This window comes from Streptomyces sp. NPDC007025, assembly GCF_042869455.1.
In the GTDB taxonomy this organism is placed as follows: Bacteria; Actinomycetota; Actinomycetes; order Streptomycetales; family Streptomycetaceae; genus Streptomyces.
The window spans coordinates 378,101-393,394 of the sequence record NZ_JBIAFT010000002.1; the positions used below are offsets into that span (position 1 = coordinate 378,101).

A 15,294-nucleotide genomic window follows, 5' to 3' on the forward strand; every position below is an offset into this window, starting at 1 on the left:
GAGGCTCTCCACGGGTCCGGGCCCGGCCTCAGGAGGAGGGGACCATGGGACGGTTGCCGTCGGCGGAACGGCGCAGGCAGCTGGTGGAGGCGGCGATCCGCGTGATGACCCGGGACGGTGTCGCGAAGGCGACCACCCGTTCCATCTGCGCGGAGGCCGGGGTCTCGCTCAGCGTCTTCCACTACTGCTTCGACTCCAAGCAGGCGCTGGTCGAGGACGTCATGCACACCATCACCGCGCACTCGGTGACGCCGGTCGCCGAGCGCCTCCGGCCGGGCGGCGACCTGCGCGAGAGCGTCGGCGCCGCGCTGCACACGTACTGGGACCATGTGCGCGCCCATCCCGCCGAGCACATGCTCACCTACGAGTTGACCCAGTACGCGCTGCGCCGACCAGGATTCGAGTATCTGGCCGAGCGCCAGTACGAGCAGTACGCCGCCGCCAACCGGCAGCTCATCGACCATCTGTGCAGGGAGCGCGACCTCGTGCTCCTGATCCCGGCCGAGACCCTGGTGCGCTATCTGACCTCGGTGATCGACGGGCTCACGCTCAACTACCTGGTACTGGGCGGTGGACAGGAGGCCGCCGCCGTCCTGGACACCCTCGCCGAGCACGTGGTCGGCCAGGTGCGGCCCAGGGCAGCCGCCGAGGAGCGCGCCGCCGGCGGGAGCGCGGTGGCGGGCTGATCCGGGGCGGCGGCCGGCCGCGGAGCCCGTCCCGCGGCCGGGCCCGGCCGCCACCGGGCTCCGCCGACGACGGGCGCGTGCCGGTGTCACTCACAGCGGAGTGGCCGCGTGCAGGATGACGGCCAGCGCGATGGCGGCGTTCGCCGAGGAGAGGGCGGAGGTGGCGGCTCCGGCGGCGGCGAACCAGGCGGCCAGCCCGGCGACGAGTCCGGAGGCCGTCCCGCGCGGGGGCAGCAGTCCGGCGGCCGGCGCGGGGGCCAGCAGCGCCCGTACCCGCCTGGGCACGGGGCCGCCGCCCGCGGCGGCGGGCACCGTCGGGGCCGGGCTGCGCCGCGCGAGGAGGCCGGCCTTGCCGACGGCACGGGCGGTCAGCACCCGGTCGCCGACCTCCTGTGCGGCTTCCTCGTCCGCCCAGCGCTCCACGCCGAAGGCGACGGCGGCGCGCAGCGGGCGGAGGAAGGGGTGGGCGGCTCCCGCGAGTTCGGCCAGCAGCAGGGTGCGGGAATGGCGGGCCGTCAGGTGTGCGCGCTCGTGGGCGAAGAGGGCGCGCCGCTCGGCCGGCTCCAGCGCCTCCAGCATCCCGGTGGAGACGACGATGCGCGCCCGGCTGCCGCGCCCGCCCGGCAGCGCGAAGGCGTAGGGGGCGCTGTCCGGGAGGACCGCGACGGGTGAGCGGCGCAGCCCCCGGAGTGCCCGCCTCGCGCGCCGCCTGGTGCGTCCGTGCCGTACCAGGATGGCCGTGCCGGCCGCGAGCAGCAGCCCGAGCGCGGGGATCGACACCTGGCCCAGTGCTTCGTCGTAGGGCACCGCGGCCCGCACCTCGGGGTCGGACCAGGCGTCGGGCAGCGGGTTCCCCGGAAGCTGGGCCGTTCCGACCACGACCAGCAGCCCCAGGCAGACGGTGCTGCACAGCGCCAGCAGCACGCCGAGCCAGGTGAGCAGCCGCGTCGCCGCCCGCGGGTGCAGATGCCGCTCGGCGAGCCGGGCGGCTGGCCAGGAGGTCACCGGCAGCACCAGCGGGAGCAGGACGAAGAACCCCACGGGTCACTCGCCCTCGGGTTCCGCGCCGCGGGTGCGGGTCCCGTCGCCGGTGGTGCGGCGCAGCAGGCGGCGCAGCAGCCGCTCGTCGTCGTCGGACAGCCCGGAGACGAAGCGGGTGAGCACGGTTCCGCGGTCGCTCTGCCCGTCGAGCACCTGCCGCATGCGGTTGGCCGCCAGTCCCGCCGGGTCGGCCGCCGGGGACCACAGGAACGAGCGGCCGGACTTCCGCCGGGTGACCGCCTGTTTGGCCAGGAGCCGGGTGAGGATGGTGACCACCGTGGTGTACGCCAGGTCGCCGCCCAGCCGCTCCCGCACCCAGGCGGCGGTGACCGGTTCGCCGGCGCCGTGCAGGGCTTCCAGGACGACGGCCTCCAGTTCGCCCTGCCCGCGCCGGCGCCCCGGCTCCCGCGCCGTGCCGTCGGTGCTGTCCATGCCGTCTGTGCCGACCAACGTGTCGCTCCTTCCGCTGCTCCCCGCGGGTCCTGCCGGGGAGTTGCCGCACGGATCCGCTCTCCGGGCAGCGGTGTGGCCGTGGTGCCGCTCACCCAGTATCTTCTACACGTCTGTAGATTTTCGTGGTCACCGTCGGTACTTCGAGAGGAAGAGTAATGGGAGCGCCGCCGATCGCGGGAAAGACGGGTTCCCCCATCGGACCCGAGGAACGGGCCGAGTACGCGCGGGTGGTGGAGGAGGCCCTGCGGTCCGGGGCGCTCGGCGAGGCGCTGCGGGGTGCGCCCCCGGCGGCTGCGGAGCGGCTGCGGGGCTGGGCGCACGAGGCGGTGGAGGACCTCTGGGCGCATGCGGCGGCCGAGTACCGCGCATGGTGCCGGGCCCGGACGGTGGGTGACTCGCCGGAAGCGGTGTCGGACGCGGCCCCCCGCGCCGCCGCGGGGCCGGGCGGCGACCTGGTGGCCGCGCTCGCCGTTCTCGTCCCCCTGACCGCGGGCGCGGCAGCGCTGATCTTCCTCGTCCTCGGCTATCTCCTGATGTTCGTCGGCGTGCAACAGGCCGCAGGTGCCTCGCTGGTGGTGACCGGCTGGGCCGGAGCGGGAGTCGCGGCGGTGACGGCTTCGCTGGGCCTCGGCCGCCTCGCCGTCACCGCACGCAGGCGCTCCGGGCCGGCCCGTCGGCCCGCCGCCGAGGAAGCGGCACGTGCGGCCTGGCGCGCGGCGCTGCTGGAGCGGGCGGTGCTGCCCTACCTCCACCACCGCCTGCTCGACGCCGCGGCACCCGACGCCCCCGCCGGCTCCGAGGGGGCCGGTCCCCCGGGTGCCGGTCCCCGCTTCTCGCCCCCCGGATTCGACAGCCCCGGATTCGGCGGGCCCGACGCCGCACGGTGAGGCGGTGCAGGGCGAGGCGAGGCCGGGCCGCGTGCGGATCGCCGGAACGCAGCGGCCGCCCCGGCGGAACCGGGGCGGCCGCTGCGGACCCGTCCGGCGGGTCCCGCTGCTCGGCGTCGGAGGAAGCCGAGCAGGTCCGCGCTCAGCGCTGGAGGAAGTCGAGCAGGTCCGCGTTGAACCTCTCCTTGTGGCCCGGTACCAGGGCCAGGCCGTGGCTGCCGCCTTCGTACACCTTCAGCTCCGCGTCCGGCACGATCTTCGCGGACTTCCGGCCGGTGGCGTCGATCGGGACCACCTGGTCGTCGTCGCCGTGGACGACGAGGGTCGGTACGTCGAACCGCTTCAGGTCCTCGGTGAAGTCGGTGTAGGCGAACGCGTCCACACACCGCACGCCGCCCTCGACCGTCTCCGCCATCGCCATGTACCAGAAGGCGTCCCGATTGCCCTGCGTGGCTCGGGTGCCCGGCCGGTCGGCGGAGAAGAACTGCTCGGAGGTGTCCTTCCAGAACTGCGAACGCTCGGTGAGGATTCCGTTCTTGATCTGCTGGAAGACCTCGTCGGGCACTCCCTCCGGGTTGTCGGCCGACTTGATCATCACCGGTGGGACGGCCGAGAGCAGGACCGCCGAGCGGATCCGGGAGGTGCCGTGCCGGCCGATGTAGCGGGCCAGTTCGCCGCCGCCCATCGAGTGCGCCACGAGCGTGACCTCGCGCAGGTCCAGGCCGGTGACCAGGTCGTCGAGGTCGTCGGCGAAGGTGTCGAAGTCGTATCCGTCCCACACCGGGGTGGAGTGCCCGTGGCCGCGGCGGTCGTGCGCGATGCCGCGGTAGCCCGCGTCCGCCACCGCCTTGAGCTGGTCCTGCCAGGCGTCCCCGGCCAGCGGCCAGCCGTGGATGAAGACCACCGGCCGTCCCCGTCCCCAGTCCTTGTAGAAGATCTCGACGTCGTCGCGTGTGGTGATTACGGGCATGGCGCGTTCCTCTCACGGGCAGCTGGATCCCCCCGCGGGCCGGGACGGCGCCCGCCCCCTCCCCATGCTCCGCTCCGGCGGGCAGATCCGCAATCCGAATCCTTCGCCCCCCGGCTGACCACCGGGTCCGCCGGCCGCGGAGAGGTGCGGGGCGCTGCCGGGAAGCCCGGGACGCGCTCCGGGCCGGCTGCCTCCGGAGCGTCTTCCCGGCCCGGCGGTCCTCACCCGGGCGGCTGTGCGGCCACCGGTGCGGCCTCCGGCGCGGGGGCGGCGTCGCCGGGCGGTGTCAGGACGGTCCGCTCCGGGATGTGGGCCGTGTCGTTGCGGCACAGCAGCCAGTACAGGGCAGCGGGCGCGGCGAGTCCCACCAGCCAGGAGATGTCCGCGCCGCCGAGCGGATCCACCAGCGGTCCGGTGTAGAAGTGCGTGGCGAGGAACGGGAACTGCACGCAGAGGCCGACGCCGTAGACGGTGAGGGCCCTCCAGCGCCACGCGCCGTACCGCCCCTGCGGGTCGCTGAGCGCCGGCAGGTCGTAGCGCTCCCTGGCGATCAGGTAGTAGTCGACGAGGTTGATGGCCGACCACGGCGTGAACGCGGTGAGCAGGAAGAGCAGGAAGTCCTTGAAGGAGGTCAGGAAGCTGTCCTTCCCGGCCAGCGCCACCGCGGTGCCGGCGGCCATGATGACGGCGATGTACCCGGCCCGGGCCCGCGGCCCCAGCTCGCGCTGCCCCCGGAAGCCGCTGACGCCGGTCACCATCGACATGAATCCGCCGTAGGTGTTGAGGACGTTGATGGTCAGCTTTCCCAGCGCGATGACGAAGTAGAGCAGCGAGGCCATGAGTCCGGCGCCGCCCAGTCCCACGAGATAGCTCACCTCGTGCCCGACGAACGCCGGACCGGCCGCCGCGGCGGCCAGGGCGCCGAAGGTCATGGACCACTGGGAGCCGAGCACCGAACCGCCCAGCGTCCACCAGAACGTGGCGCGTGCCGAGGTCGAACGCGGCAGATAGCGCGAGTAGTCGGCGACGTACGGGCCGAAGGCCAGCTGCCAGGAGGCGGAGAGCGAGACGGCCAGCAGGAAGAGGGGGAGGGAGAACTCCCGCTCGGCCAGCAGTCCGGACAGGTCCGCGCGCTCCAGCAGCCGGGCGCCGAGAAGGACGAAGGCCAGGGCGCACACCAGGCTCGCCACCCTGCCCAGCGCGTGGATGATCCGGTATCCGACGGCTGCGGCCACGGCGGTGACGGTGGCGAACAGCACGATGCCCGGGGTTTCGCCGAGGTGTGTCAGCTCGCCGACGGCCTGCCCAGCCAGCACGCTTCCGCTGGCGAAGAACCCGATGTACATCACGACGACCAGGGCCAGCGGCACCACCGCGCCCCGTACGCCGAACTGGGCCCGGCTGGAGATCATCTGCGGCAGTCCCAGCCGCGGCCCCTGCGCGGAGTGCAGCGCCATGACCGCCCCGCCGAGCAGGTTGCCCAGCAGCAGACCGGTCACCGCCCAGAAGGCCGGTGCCCCGAAGACGACGGCGAGGGCGCCGGTCACCACGGCGGTGATCTGGAGATTGGCACCCAGCCAGAGGGTGAACTGGCTGAATGCCCTGCCGTGTCGCTCCGCGTCCGGGACGACGTCGATCGAACGCCGCTCCACCACTCCCGCCATCGGCCGCACCTTTCCTCCACCGGTCCGGACAGCTCTTCCGGCAGTCGTCCGGCCGGTTCTGCATGGGTGTATTCATGCTGGGGGGAGAGTGAATGGACGTCAATACATCGGCGGGAATCCTGTGGCCGACCGCTTCGCACCGGGCGCCCTGCTCCGGAGTGGCCGCGCTGCGGATCCGCCTGCTCGAACGGGGCCGACAGCCGCTCGCCGGGCAGCCCGGCGAGGAGTGCCGGAGCCCCTGCATCCTCGCCGAGAAGATGGCCGAAGCCCACGAGGCCTGGCGGCGCAGTCTGGCCACGACCTCGCTCGCCGAGATCATCGACCGTCTGCCCTCCTCGGCTCCACCGCGCACCCGGCTGCGCCTCACCGGGACGCCGTAGCCTCCGCGCCCCGCGAGCGCGGACCGCACCCGGCATGCTCCTGCCGAGCCCGGCGAGCCGGAACGATCGCTAAGGTGGCCGCGTGACGAACGACATCGACCTTCGGCACCTGCGGCGCTGCGTGGACCTGGCGGCGGAGTCACTGGAAGCGGGCGACGAGCCCTTCGGCTCCGTACTGGTCGGGGGAGACGGCATCGTGCTGGGAGAGGGCCGCAACCAGGTCGCCTCCGGCGACCGCACCCGGCACCCCGAGTTCGCCCTCGCCCGCTGGGCCGCGGAGCACCTGACCCCCGAGGAGCGGGCCGCGGCCACCGTCTACACCTCGGGCGAGCACTGCGCCATGTGCGCCGCCGCCCACGGTTGGGTGGGCCTCGGTCGGATCGTCTATGTGGCCTCCGGTGCCCAACTGGCCGACTGGCTCGCGGCATGGGGCGTCCCCGCCGCGCCGGTCGCCGCCCTGCCGGTCACCCGGGTGGTGCCGGACGCCGTCGTGGAAGGACCGGTGCCCGAACTCCTCGACGAGGTACGGGCTCTGCACCACCGTCTGCACACGGGGTCCGGTCCGCGCGCCGCCGGCTGACGAGCCGTCCCGCGAGCCGCCCTGGGGCTGCCGACGCCCGGTCGGAAGTGGCGCGTCCCGGTTGCTCGCCGCTGGTCCGAGCGCGCGGCCGGTGTTCCTGCCTCCGGCCGCGGGGGCACCGCCGTACGCGCCCGGCGCCGCCGCTCACCGCCCGGGGCGGCACCCGGCCGCAGAGGTGTCCCGGGCGGCGGCACCCCTGCGCAGGACGAGATCGGCCAGCGCGCGCGGCGCCTCCGCCTGGCCGCGGATCCCGGGGAACGCGTTGACGTCCACGATCAGCGGGCCCCCGTCGCCTTCGACGAGGTCGAGTCCGTACACCTCCAGGCCGAAGGCCGAGCCCGTCCGCAGTGCGAGGTCGTACCAGGCGCGCGGCACGTCGCCGGGGGCGAGGGGCCCGGCCGGCTCGCGGCCCGCGGTTCCCGCGCGGCCGTCCTCGGCCAGCTCCGAGCGGCGCAGCCCCGCGAAGAGCCGCCCGGAGATCACCCAGAGCTTGCGGTCCCAGCCGTCGTTCGCCGCGAACGGCTGCACCACGACCGGCTCGGAGCCCCATGTGCCGCACAGTGCACGGATCTGCCGGGCATCGTCGACCCGGGCGACGAGGTCCCCGCGCCTGCTGTAGCGGCTCTTGACCACGACCGGGTACTTCGGTGGCAGTGCGGCCAGCTCCCGCAGCGCGCCCACCGTCCGGCTGGGCGCGAACGGCAGCCCGGCCCGGTGGGCGAACTCGGCCATCCGCGTCCGGTCCTGGCATCGTGCGGTCGCCGCGGGGGAGTTCACCACCACCGCACCGTGCCGCTCCAGGGCGTGAGCCAGGGCGAGTGCGCGCGGGGTGCGGGCCTTGAGCAGGTAGACGTCGGCGAGCGGGCGTTCCGGTTCGGCGGACTGCTGAGCGGCCTCCGCGGTCGTCGGGTCGATCACCTCCACCTGGTGGTCGGGACGCAGCAGGGCCGTGGCGGCGGCCAGCAGCGGATGGTCGGGCCGCGGGGTGATCAGGGCGACCCTCACCGCAGGTCACCGACCGCGGCGACCTGCGAAGCGGCCGGTTCCGGGCCGAACGTCCCCCCGGGCGGCGTCGGCAGCACCGCCTGCGGGGGCCTGGCGCTCCCCTCGTGCGCCAGGGCGAGGATCGCCCGCGCCACCCGTGCCGTCGCGTCGGGCACCTGCCGGAAACTCGGGAAGTCGTTCACGTCGACGACGACCGGGCCCTCGGGGCCGAGCAGCACGTCCACGCCGTACAGGTCGAGTCCGTACACGCTTCCCGTCTCGGCGGCGAGAGCGGCCACCTCCGCGCTCAGCGGCACCTGCTGCTCGGTTACCGACAGCTCGGGGTGCAGCGGTGAACAGCGCTGGGTGGCGAACATCTCTCCGCCGACGCAGTACACCTTCAGGTCCGTACCGGAGTTGGGCACGTACGGCTGGGCGATCAGCAGCCCTTCACCGGCCAGCTCGTCGCACAGCGGCGGCAGCAGATCGGGCGAGGCCACCAGCCGGACGGCACGGCCCGCGCTCCCGTCGGCGGGTTTGACCACCAGGGGGAAATCGGAAGCGGGGATCTCCCCCAGCGATTCCGGCCGTGCCACCGCGTAGGTGACCGGTACCGGCAGTCCGCGGCTGCGGCCCACCGCCGCGGCGAGGGCCTTGTCCCGGACACCGCGGACCGCACGCGCGTCGTTGACCGTGGTGAGCCCCACCGCGGCGGCGGCCTCCAGCAGCGTCAGCCCGGGGCCGTGCGGCACGGTCTTGAGGACCCAGGCGTCGTGGCTGCCGGCCCGGATGTCCTCCGAGACCCGGATCAGCGAGACGCCCGGCCGCAGCACGTCCACACAGTGGCCCCAGGCCCTGAGCCGGCGGATGACCGCCGTCGGCATTCCGTCCTCCCGGTACCGCTCCTCGACCAGGAAACAGAGCCTCATGAGCTTTCGCCGCCCCTCTGCGCAACTCCGGATGCCGGAAGAACCGTCCGGCGTCCTGCTGACCATCCAACTGCATGATCCGCCCCGCCTTCTGGCGGCCCGTCACCGCCCCGGGAGCTGCGCCGCGGGCTGCTGCCGCCCGCGGTGGCGGCTGCCGGGGAACGCCGGGGTGACCGACCGTGGTCTCCCGGCCGTGCGGGGCCCGCCTGCCGTGCGCGCGCCTCAGGCGCCGCCTGCCGCCGCCCACCGGCGGCTCCAGTCGCCGAGCGGGCGGAGGGCGTCGACGAGTTCCTCGCCGAGCGGCGTCAAGTGGTATCCGTCGTCCCGCGGGGTGACCAGCCGGGCCTGGGCCAGTTCCTCCAGCCGGGTGCTCAGCACGCTGGAGGACATCCGCTCACACCGGCGCTGGAGCTCCCGGAATCCGGCCGGGCCCTGGCTGAGCTCCCAGACGATGCGCATGGTCCAGCGGCGTCCGAGCAGATCGAGGGCGGCCATGATCGGGCGGCCCGACGCGGATCCGCGGACCGGTGTACCGGGCCGGGGTGTTGCGGCTCCCGTGTCCACTCCTGGCTCCCTTCTCTTGTGCTTCGGCTGTCGAAGCAGCATAGTGGTTCGAAAATCGAAGCAGGGAGGCACTGTGCCGCGCATCGAACCGCTCACTCCTCCGTACCCCGCCGACATCGCCGGGGCACTGGATCGCTGGATGCCCCCGGGAGTGCCGCACGAGCCCCTCGCGCTCTTCCGGGTGCTGCACCGCAACCCCGCGCTCGCCTCCCGGATGTTCGCGCTGGGCGCCGGTCTGCTCGGCCACGGCTCGCTGCCCGCCGTCGACCGGGAGCTCGTCATCGCGCGGGTGACGGCACGTGCGGACTGCGCCTACGAGTGGGGTGTGCACGCCGCAACCCTCGCCCGGCAGGCCGGACTCGGCCCCGAGCAGTTGCGTGCCACCCTCGACCCCGGCGCGGCGGCCGATCCGGTCTTCACACCCCGGCAGGCGGCGCTGTTGGACGCCGTCGACGAACTGCACGAGACGGCACGGCTGACCGAGCCCGCCTGGACCGCGCTGCGGTCCCACTACGAGGACGCGCAACTGCTGGAGCTCCTCGTGCTGATCGGCTGGTACCGGACCATCAGCTGCCTGGCCAACGGGCTGCTGCTGGAGGGTGAGCCCTGGGCGCCGCCGTTCCCCTCCCGCTGAGCTCCCGGTACCTCGGCCCCGTCCTCGGCGCCGCTCCCGGTCGGCCCCCGGTCACCCGGAAGAGCACGGTCAGGCCGGGGGCCCGCCCTGGGGCGTGTGCTCCCGGGCGGGCCCCGCGACCGGCGCGCTGCCCGCCGCGCTGATCAGGCGCACCCCGCGCACGGACGGCAGGCACAGGACGCAGGCGTTGGCGGCCACCTGCCAGCAGACCCCGACGGCCAGCACCGTCGAGATGCTCGTACGCTCCGCCAGTGGTCCGGCCAGGGCCAGGCCGAGCGGGCCGATGGAGCAGGCACCGAACGACACATAGGACATCACCCGCGAGAGCGCCGCACGCGGCACGTACTGCTGAATGGTCGTCATCCACAGGGCGTTGAAGACCGAGTTGGCCACCCCGGCACACAGCGCACCGGCACACACCACCCCGAGTGGTGCCCCGGCGGCCAGTGCGGCGGAAGGGGCCGCCCACAGCGCCGTGACCAGGGTGGTGACCAGCAGGGGCCGCGAGGGCCGCCGGCCGAGCAGGAGCAGCCCGCCGGTGACGGAGCCGAGGCCGTAGACCGCCATGACCGCGCCCCACGAGCCGGCTCCGGAGTAGCTCTCCTCCGCGGCGGCCGGTCCGAGCACCAGATACGGCGCCCAGACCACGAAGTTGAACATGGTGAACTGCAGCGTCACCGTCCACAGCCACCGGTGCGCGGTGAACACCCCCCAGCCCTCCCGCAACTCGCGCAGCACACCGGTGCCGGCGACCGCCGCCCGGGACGGCGGGACGCGCAGCAGCATCAGGAACAGGGCGCACACGGCGTAGGTTCCGGCGTCCACCATCAGCACTGTGGCGGGGGAGGTCAGAGTCACCAGCACCCCCGCGAGCGCGGGACCCGGCACGCTCGCCACCGAGTTGCCCAGGCCGACCATGGTGTTGGCGTCCGGGAGCCGCGCGGCGGAGACCACGTGCGGCAGCAGCCCGTCGAAGGAGGGCTTGAAGAAGGCTTCGCCGACGCCGCCGAGCGCGGCCAGCAGGAGGAACTGCCACAGCCGGACCGAGCCGGTCAGGAGCAGGACTGCCAGCACACCCTGGGTCAGTGCGCGCAGCCAGTCGGAGCACAGCATGACCAGCCGCCGGGGCAGCCGGTCGCCGAGGACGCCGCCGCCCAGCAGGAGGGCGACGAGCGGCACGATCCGCGCCGCCATCACGAGGCTGAGGTCGGAGAGCGAGCCCGTGGCCTCCAGGACCGCGAACGCGAGCGCGACCGTCGCCATGGCCGTACCGAGCATCGAGGTGGTGCAGCCGATGAAGAAGACGCGGAAGTTCCGTTCCCGCAGGACGGCCGCCTGCCGCAGTGCTTGGCGGGGGGAGGGCCGCGGGCGGCTCGCCATGTGTCGGGTCACTCCTTCGGTGTGTTCGCCACGGGACACTCTCCTGCCACGCTCACGGCGCCGGCACCCGCGTCCACCGGCACCGCTGCCTGCGCGTTCCCTGACGACCGGAGGCGGTTGCTCAGCCGTCCAGCCAGTCGCCGGCGACCGCGGACGGCGCGTAGCCCTGGGCATTCCACAGGAAGTGCGGATGGGCGCAGCCGAACATGTAGGAGAGCAGGGCCGTGTCCTCCTTGCAGGCGGGCGGCCGGTGCAGGGTGTGGAACAGGTCCGCGCCCACCTCCCCGGAGTCCGTCTGGACCGCGCGGGCGCCGCGGCCGCCCGTCAGGCAGGCCCGGACTCCGGCGACGTAGGTGCGGCGCAGGATCTCCCAGACCGAACCGACGTTGCCGCGCCACTCGCCGTGCAGCGCCTCGAAGGCGGCCAGTTCACGGTCGAAGAGCCGCCAGACCGCGGGCTGCTCCCGGCGGCAGCGAGCCGAGAGCGCGGCCGCCGCGGCACCGAGGTGCTCCACCAGCGGGATGTCGCCGACCTCCAGCGCCACCCCCTCGGTCAGCAGGCCGGTGCAGGCATTCGGCTCGATGCCGCACAGGAGGCAGTCCTCCCGTGCGCGGAGGCCGTCGGTGATCCCGTCGAACCACAGGGCGTGCCGGCCTGTCAGCCCTTCCCAGACGACGGTGGTGTTCATCAGCCAGGAGTTCCAGCGCAGGTCGTGGGACTCCGGCAGGCACCCGTACTTGAGGAGTGCGACGACGCAGGCGCCGTAGAGCGCCTTGTCGTGGGTGGACATGGAGCTCAGCCAGAAGTTGCTGGCCTCACCGGTGACCGCGTCGGCGCGTACGTCGGTCATGTCGTTGAGCACGCGGCACAGGACCAGCGCCGCCAGGTGCTCCTCCTGCCACAGTTCCTCGTCCGGCGAGACGTGCCAGAACAGGCAGTCCATGAGCTGAAGCAGCGAGTAGGAGGGCTTGTCGAGCGGCGTGCGCTGGGGGAGTGTGACCGTGCCCGCCAGATGCTGTGCGAGCCAGTACTCGTCGACCGACCGTTTGTGGGCGGCGTAGAGCCCGCACAGCAGAGCGCGCGCCCCGTTGCTCGTGCGGTCCCGCGCGAGCCCCCGCCGCACGCGCCGGGCGCTCTCGGACACCTCGATCGCCGCCTCGACGCGCTTGTACTCGTGGAGCACCAGGATGTCGTCCTGGTGCCGGAAGCGGAGGCCGAGGTCCCGTTCGGAGTCGTTCATCTTCCGGGTCCACACCCAGCCGCCGGTCAGCACGCTGTCGAGTTCCTTGCGCTCGGGCCAGGTCTTGACCCTCAGCGGGCGTCCGTCGCTCCTGCGCCAGTCGTAGTCCTCCAGCCCGCGGGGGAGGGGCTCGGGCAAGTGGGCGCAGAGGGCACAGGCGCACGTGTCGTCGTACGCGGGTGCGTCCGGGCCTGCGGCGCGCTCGCGCCAGGCGCCCTCCAGTAACGTGCACGAGAGCCGGCACAGGTCGACGCCGGTCTCCAGCCCGGGGAAGTCGTTCTGTACCACGGCAAGGCCCGCCTCCAGCCGCCGCAGGCGCTCCGCCCCGTGCTCGTCGAGTGCGGTGAATTCCCGGGGTGTCCGGCGCAGCGCGCCCTCCACGGCGAATGTGGCGCGATGCCGCTCTTCCCGGCGGACTGCCGTGTCGCGACGCGCGATGCCGGCTTTCTCGCGTTGTTTGAAATCGTCTGTAGAACTCCTGATCATATTCTTGATCATGTTTGCCAGTTCGCCACTGGTCGCGCTTCGTTCCATCGGTGAGTCCCTCCTGCTCGTGGGGTCGCCCACGGTGGTGCTGCGCGCATGACAAGCGCGCGCGGTTGCGGCGGCTCAGCGCACTCCTCGGGTGGGGTGCCGATCCGGACGTTCGCCGATGACCTGTCCGAAGCAGGTCGGCAGGCAGAAGGGCCCTTCCGGTCACGCGCTTCGTGGGGTGGGCCGCGAGGCCGGCGGGACGTCCTGCCGGTACCAGAGGAGTCTCCCCATAATCGTCGGATGCATCCGGGGTGTGTACGCGGTATGTGCCTGGCTCATGTGACTGATCCAGGACGATCAAAGTAGACCAGAAAAAGAACTCCTACGTGAGTAGATGTTCAAGAATCATCAACAAATTACTGCGGAGAACTGTTCGAACAATCCCGGCCGTTCCGCCGGTGACTGCGGGTGGCATATGACACCCGCAGTGCGCGAGGTGAAGCGCCCTCGCCTGTCCCCGCCCGCAGGTCGGAGCGGATCGCCCGTCGGCTGCCGCGGGAGTCCGGGGGCCGGGGCCGCCGCGGCCGAAGGGAACCGGATTTCACCCAGGGCTGTTCGAACGGAAGTCCGGGATGTATGGCGGAACATGGCATCTCCTGCGGGGCAGCCCCGCGCCTGGCTAAACTCCCCGACTCCCGGCGGGTTGGCGCGCTCCCGGGAGCTGTGGCCTGCCGTCACACCGCTTCTGGAGCACTTTTCGAAAGGAAGTGGAAGTGTCGGCGGACCACTCGGCGAGAGCCGTCTCCGGTCATGGATCCGGCCGTCCGAAGAGCGATTCCGACCCGCCCCGCCCGAGCAATTGGTTGAGGACCCAGATGGAACTTGCCACGACCCCACCCGCAGCCCGGCTGCCCGCTGCCTGGTACGCGTGGTGGGCACTTCCCGTAGCGATATGCGTGGCCACGGCCGTCGCGGTGGTCGCGGGGTCGGCCGGGGCACAGCCGGCGGTCCTCATCGCCGGAGCGGTGGCCACCGCGGCCACGGCCGTGTGCGTCGAGCGCCTGCTGAACTGCGAACGCCGGTTCCGCCACGCGGCCGGCAGCCACCGGGACCAGGCGATGCGGGACAAGGAGCAGTGGGAGCGGTGGCTGGCCTCGGTCGAGGAGAAGTACACCGCCGAGCTGTCGGCCCTGCAGGCGCGCCTGACCGACGTCACCGAGCGGCACCGGGTGCAACTGTTGCGGCTGCCGGAGGAGTTCCTGCCGACGGCCATCGACGCGCTGCGCCAGGGCGAGGCGATGGACGACCTGCTGCGGCCGCTGGCCGAGGACCCCGAGGTGCCCGAGGAGTTCCGCGGCACCTTCCGGAAGATCCTGAGGTCCGCCATGATCGCCATCGAGGAGGAGTTCGACCGCAGCACCTCGGCCCGCCAGTCGGTGGTCAGCATCGGCAGCCGGATGCAGGTCTACACCAGCAAGATCCGGGCCCAGCTGCACGAGATGCAGGGCGTGCACGGCAACCTGCCGACCGTGGCGCGCGACCTGATGCAGCTCGACCAGGAGATCGGCCCGGCCGACTGCCTGGCCGCCAGCATCGTCGTGCTGGGAGGAGCGGACCGGCCGGGCAGGCAGTGGCAGACCCACCAGCCGCTGATCAGCGTGGCCCGGGGCGGCATGGCGCGCATCAAGGAGTACAAGCGGGTGCAGCTGCGCAGCCTCCCCGAGCTGGGCGTGGACGGCAGCCTGGTCGACCATCTCACGCTGATCCTCGCCCACCTGATGGACAATGCGACGCGGTACTCGCCCCCGGCCGAGACGGTGATCGTCTCCGGCCGGGAGGTCCCCAACGGGCTGGGCATCGAGATCCAGGACGCCGGGACCGGGCTCAAGGAGGAGAAGCGGCGCCAGGCGCTGCGGCTGCTGGACGGGGTGGCCGTCGGCTCGGGCCCGGGCGGACTGGCCGAGGACGCCCAGCTCGGCCTGCGGGTCGTGGGCAACCTCGCGCGCAAGTACGGCATCACGGTCACCTTCGACCACTCGCCGTGGCTCGGCACCGCCGTCGTCGTCGTGGTGCCGCACAAGTACTTCAAGCCCCTCGACCAGCCCCGCTATCCCGACCCGTCCTCGGTGCGGGCCGCCATCCCCCGGCGGCGGCCCGCACCGGTCCCGGTGAGCCCGCCGGCGGACGAGGTACCGGACGAGGAGCTGCTGCCGGGCGGCACCACGCCGGGCGGTCTGCCCAAGCGGAGCAAGCAGTCCGCGGACGGACCCGGCGTGCGCCACGGCATGCGCGCCCCGGCCGGCGAGGACCCGGGCGTACCGCCGGAGGAGTCGTTCGCCGGACTGGCCGCCTTCGTCTCCGGCAGCGGCCCCTCCTCCGCCCCCGACCCGCACGACCGCCTCGATGACCGACAAGAGGGTGACTAGCC

Annotated in this window: 15 protein-coding genes; 6 read left to right on the forward strand and 9 right to left on the reverse strand. The window is 73.1% G+C overall.

Translation table 11 applies throughout. The features are described from left to right. The first annotated feature begins 44 nt into the window (after positions 1-44). The gene (locus tag ACFYMO_RS05320) at positions 45-686 is read left to right on the forward strand and encodes a TetR/AcrR family transcriptional regulator (protein WP_366769988.1); all 642 of its coding nucleotides are present in this window, start codon (positions 45-47) and stop codon (positions 684-686) included. A 90-nt stretch (positions 687-776) separates the two neighbouring features. On the opposite strand, the gene ACFYMO_RS05325 is transcribed toward ACFYMO_RS05320, so the two are convergent. Then, on the reverse strand, positions 777-1,727 hold the full coding sequence (locus tag ACFYMO_RS05325) for a M56 family metallopeptidase (protein ID WP_366769987.1): 951 nt from the start codon (positions 1,725-1,727) through the stop codon (positions 777-779). Between the two features lie 3 nt (positions 1,728-1,730). Next, a complete protein-coding gene (locus ACFYMO_RS05330) occupies positions 1,731-2,159 on the reverse strand; it encodes a BlaI/MecI/CopY family transcriptional regulator (protein ID WP_366770153.1) in 429 nt (142 codons plus the stop codon). Between the two features lie 176 nt (positions 2,160-2,335). On the opposite strand from ACFYMO_RS05330, the gene ACFYMO_RS05335 reads away from it, so the two are divergent. Next, entirely contained in the window at positions 2,336-3,067 is a 732-nt protein-coding gene (locus tag ACFYMO_RS05335) for a hypothetical protein (RefSeq protein ID WP_388544340.1), read from the forward strand. Positions 3,068-3,209: 142 nt separating this feature from the next. On the opposite strand, the gene ACFYMO_RS05340 is transcribed toward ACFYMO_RS05335, so the two are convergent. Next, positions 3,210-4,037, reverse strand: coding sequence for an alpha/beta hydrolase (locus ACFYMO_RS05340; RefSeq protein WP_366769985.1), 828 nt, complete (start codon positions 4,035-4,037; stop codon positions 3,210-3,212). A gap of 221 nt (positions 4,038-4,258) precedes the next feature. Then, complete coding sequence (locus ACFYMO_RS05345; RefSeq protein ID WP_366769984.1) at positions 4,259-5,701, reverse strand: cytosine permease; 1,443 nt, start codon at positions 5,699-5,701, stop codon at positions 4,259-4,261. A gap of 92 nt (positions 5,702-5,793) precedes the next feature. Between ACFYMO_RS05345 and ACFYMO_RS05350 the strand changes: the two genes are divergently transcribed. After that, complete coding sequence (locus tag ACFYMO_RS05350) at positions 5,794-6,081, forward strand: hypothetical protein (RefSeq protein WP_366769983.1); 288 nt, start codon at positions 5,794-5,796, stop codon at positions 6,079-6,081. Positions 6,082-6,163: 82 nt separating this feature from the next. Beyond that, complete coding sequence (locus ACFYMO_RS05355; RefSeq protein ID WP_366769982.1) at positions 6,164-6,661, forward strand: nucleoside deaminase; 498 nt, start codon at positions 6,164-6,166, stop codon at positions 6,659-6,661. A gap of 144 nt (positions 6,662-6,805) precedes the next feature. On the opposite strand, the gene ACFYMO_RS05360 is transcribed toward ACFYMO_RS05355, so the two are convergent. From ACFYMO_RS05360 to ACFYMO_RS05370, 3 genes are all read right to left on the reverse strand, one after another. Then, on the reverse strand, positions 6,806-7,666 hold the full coding sequence (locus tag ACFYMO_RS05360) for an alpha-L-glutamate ligase (RefSeq protein WP_366769981.1): 861 nt from the start codon (positions 7,664-7,666) through the stop codon (positions 6,806-6,808). Continuing rightward, the gene (locus ACFYMO_RS05365; RefSeq protein ID WP_366769980.1) at positions 7,663-8,574 is read right to left on the reverse strand and encodes a hypothetical protein; all 912 of its coding nucleotides are present in this window, start codon (positions 8,572-8,574) and stop codon (positions 7,663-7,665) included. The genes ACFYMO_RS05360 and ACFYMO_RS05365 overlap by 4 nt, the downstream gene beginning before the upstream one ends. 222 nt (positions 8,575-8,796) lie before the next feature. Then, positions 8,797-9,069: a helix-turn-helix domain-containing protein gene (locus ACFYMO_RS05370; RefSeq protein WP_366770152.1), complete on the reverse strand. Its 273-nt coding sequence runs from the start codon at positions 9,067-9,069 to the stop codon at positions 8,797-8,799. A 142-nt stretch (positions 9,070-9,211) separates the two neighbouring features. On the opposite strand from ACFYMO_RS05370, the gene ACFYMO_RS05375 reads away from it, so the two are divergent. Then, positions 9,212-9,772 carry a carboxymuconolactone decarboxylase family protein gene (locus ACFYMO_RS05375; RefSeq protein WP_366769979.1) on the forward strand — a complete coding sequence of 187 codons (561 nt, stop codon included), beginning with the start codon at positions 9,212-9,214 and terminating at the stop codon, positions 9,770-9,772. A gap of 69 nt (positions 9,773-9,841) precedes the next feature. Here ACFYMO_RS05375 and ACFYMO_RS05380 read toward each other — a convergent pair whose 3' ends face one another. Together ACFYMO_RS05380 and ACFYMO_RS05385 are read right to left on the reverse strand one after the other, a co-directional pair. After that, the gene (locus tag ACFYMO_RS05380; RefSeq protein WP_388544346.1) at positions 9,842-11,152 is read right to left on the reverse strand and encodes an MFS transporter; all 1,311 of its coding nucleotides are present in this window, start codon (positions 11,150-11,152) and stop codon (positions 9,842-9,844) included. Positions 11,153-11,273: 121 nt separating this feature from the next. Further along, the gene (locus ACFYMO_RS05385; RefSeq protein WP_388544349.1) at positions 11,274-12,890 is read right to left on the reverse strand and encodes a hypothetical protein; all 1,617 of its coding nucleotides are present in this window, start codon (positions 12,888-12,890) and stop codon (positions 11,274-11,276) included. Positions 12,891-13,741: 851 nt separating this feature from the next. Here ACFYMO_RS05385 and ACFYMO_RS05390 point away from each other — a divergent pair. Continuing rightward, a complete protein-coding gene (locus ACFYMO_RS05390; RefSeq protein ID WP_388544352.1) occupies positions 13,742-15,292 on the forward strand; it encodes an ATP-binding protein in 1,551 nt (516 codons plus the stop codon). Positions 15,293-15,294: the final 2 nt, after the last annotated feature.

Excerpts from the sequence above, each read along its gene's own strand:
- ACFYMO_RS05390 (WP_388544352.1), top strand. The coding sequence starts at position 13,742 with ATGGAACTTGCCACGACCCCACCCGCAGCCCGGCTGCCCGCTGCCTGG.
- ACFYMO_RS05345 (WP_366769984.1), bottom strand. The coding sequence starts at position 5,701 with ATGGCGGGAGTGGTGGAGCGGCGTTCGATCGACGTCGTCCCGGACGCG.
- ACFYMO_RS05380 (WP_388544346.1), bottom strand. The coding sequence starts at position 11,152 with ATGGCGAGCCGCCCGCGGCCCTCCCCCCGCCAAGCACTGCGGCAGGCG.
- ACFYMO_RS05365 (WP_366769980.1), bottom strand. The coding sequence starts at position 8,574 with ATGAGGCTCTGTTTCCTGGTCGAGGAGCGGTACCGGGAGGACGGAATG.
- ACFYMO_RS05370 (WP_366770152.1), bottom strand. The coding sequence starts at position 9,069 with ATGGCCGCCCTCGATCTGCTCGGACGCCGCTGGACCATGCGCATCGTC.
- ACFYMO_RS05335 (WP_388544340.1), top strand. The coding sequence starts at position 2,336 with ATGGGAGCGCCGCCGATCGCGGGAAAGACGGGTTCCCCCATCGGACCC.
- ACFYMO_RS05320 (WP_366769988.1), top strand. The coding sequence starts at position 45 with ATGGGACGGTTGCCGTCGGCGGAACGGCGCAGGCAGCTGGTGGAGGCG.
- ACFYMO_RS05385 (WP_388544349.1), bottom strand. The coding sequence starts at position 12,890 with ATGATCAAGAATATGATCAGGAGTTCTACAGACGATTTCAAACAACGC.
- ACFYMO_RS05330 (WP_366770153.1), bottom strand. The coding sequence starts at position 2,159 with ATGGACAGCACCGACGGCACGGCGCGGGAGCCGGGGCGCCGGCGCGGG.
- ACFYMO_RS05340 (WP_366769985.1), bottom strand. The coding sequence starts at position 4,037 with ATGCCCGTAATCACCACACGCGACGACGTCGAGATCTTCTACAAGGAC.
- ACFYMO_RS05350 (WP_366769983.1), top strand. The coding sequence starts at position 5,794 with ATGGACGTCAATACATCGGCGGGAATCCTGTGGCCGACCGCTTCGCAC.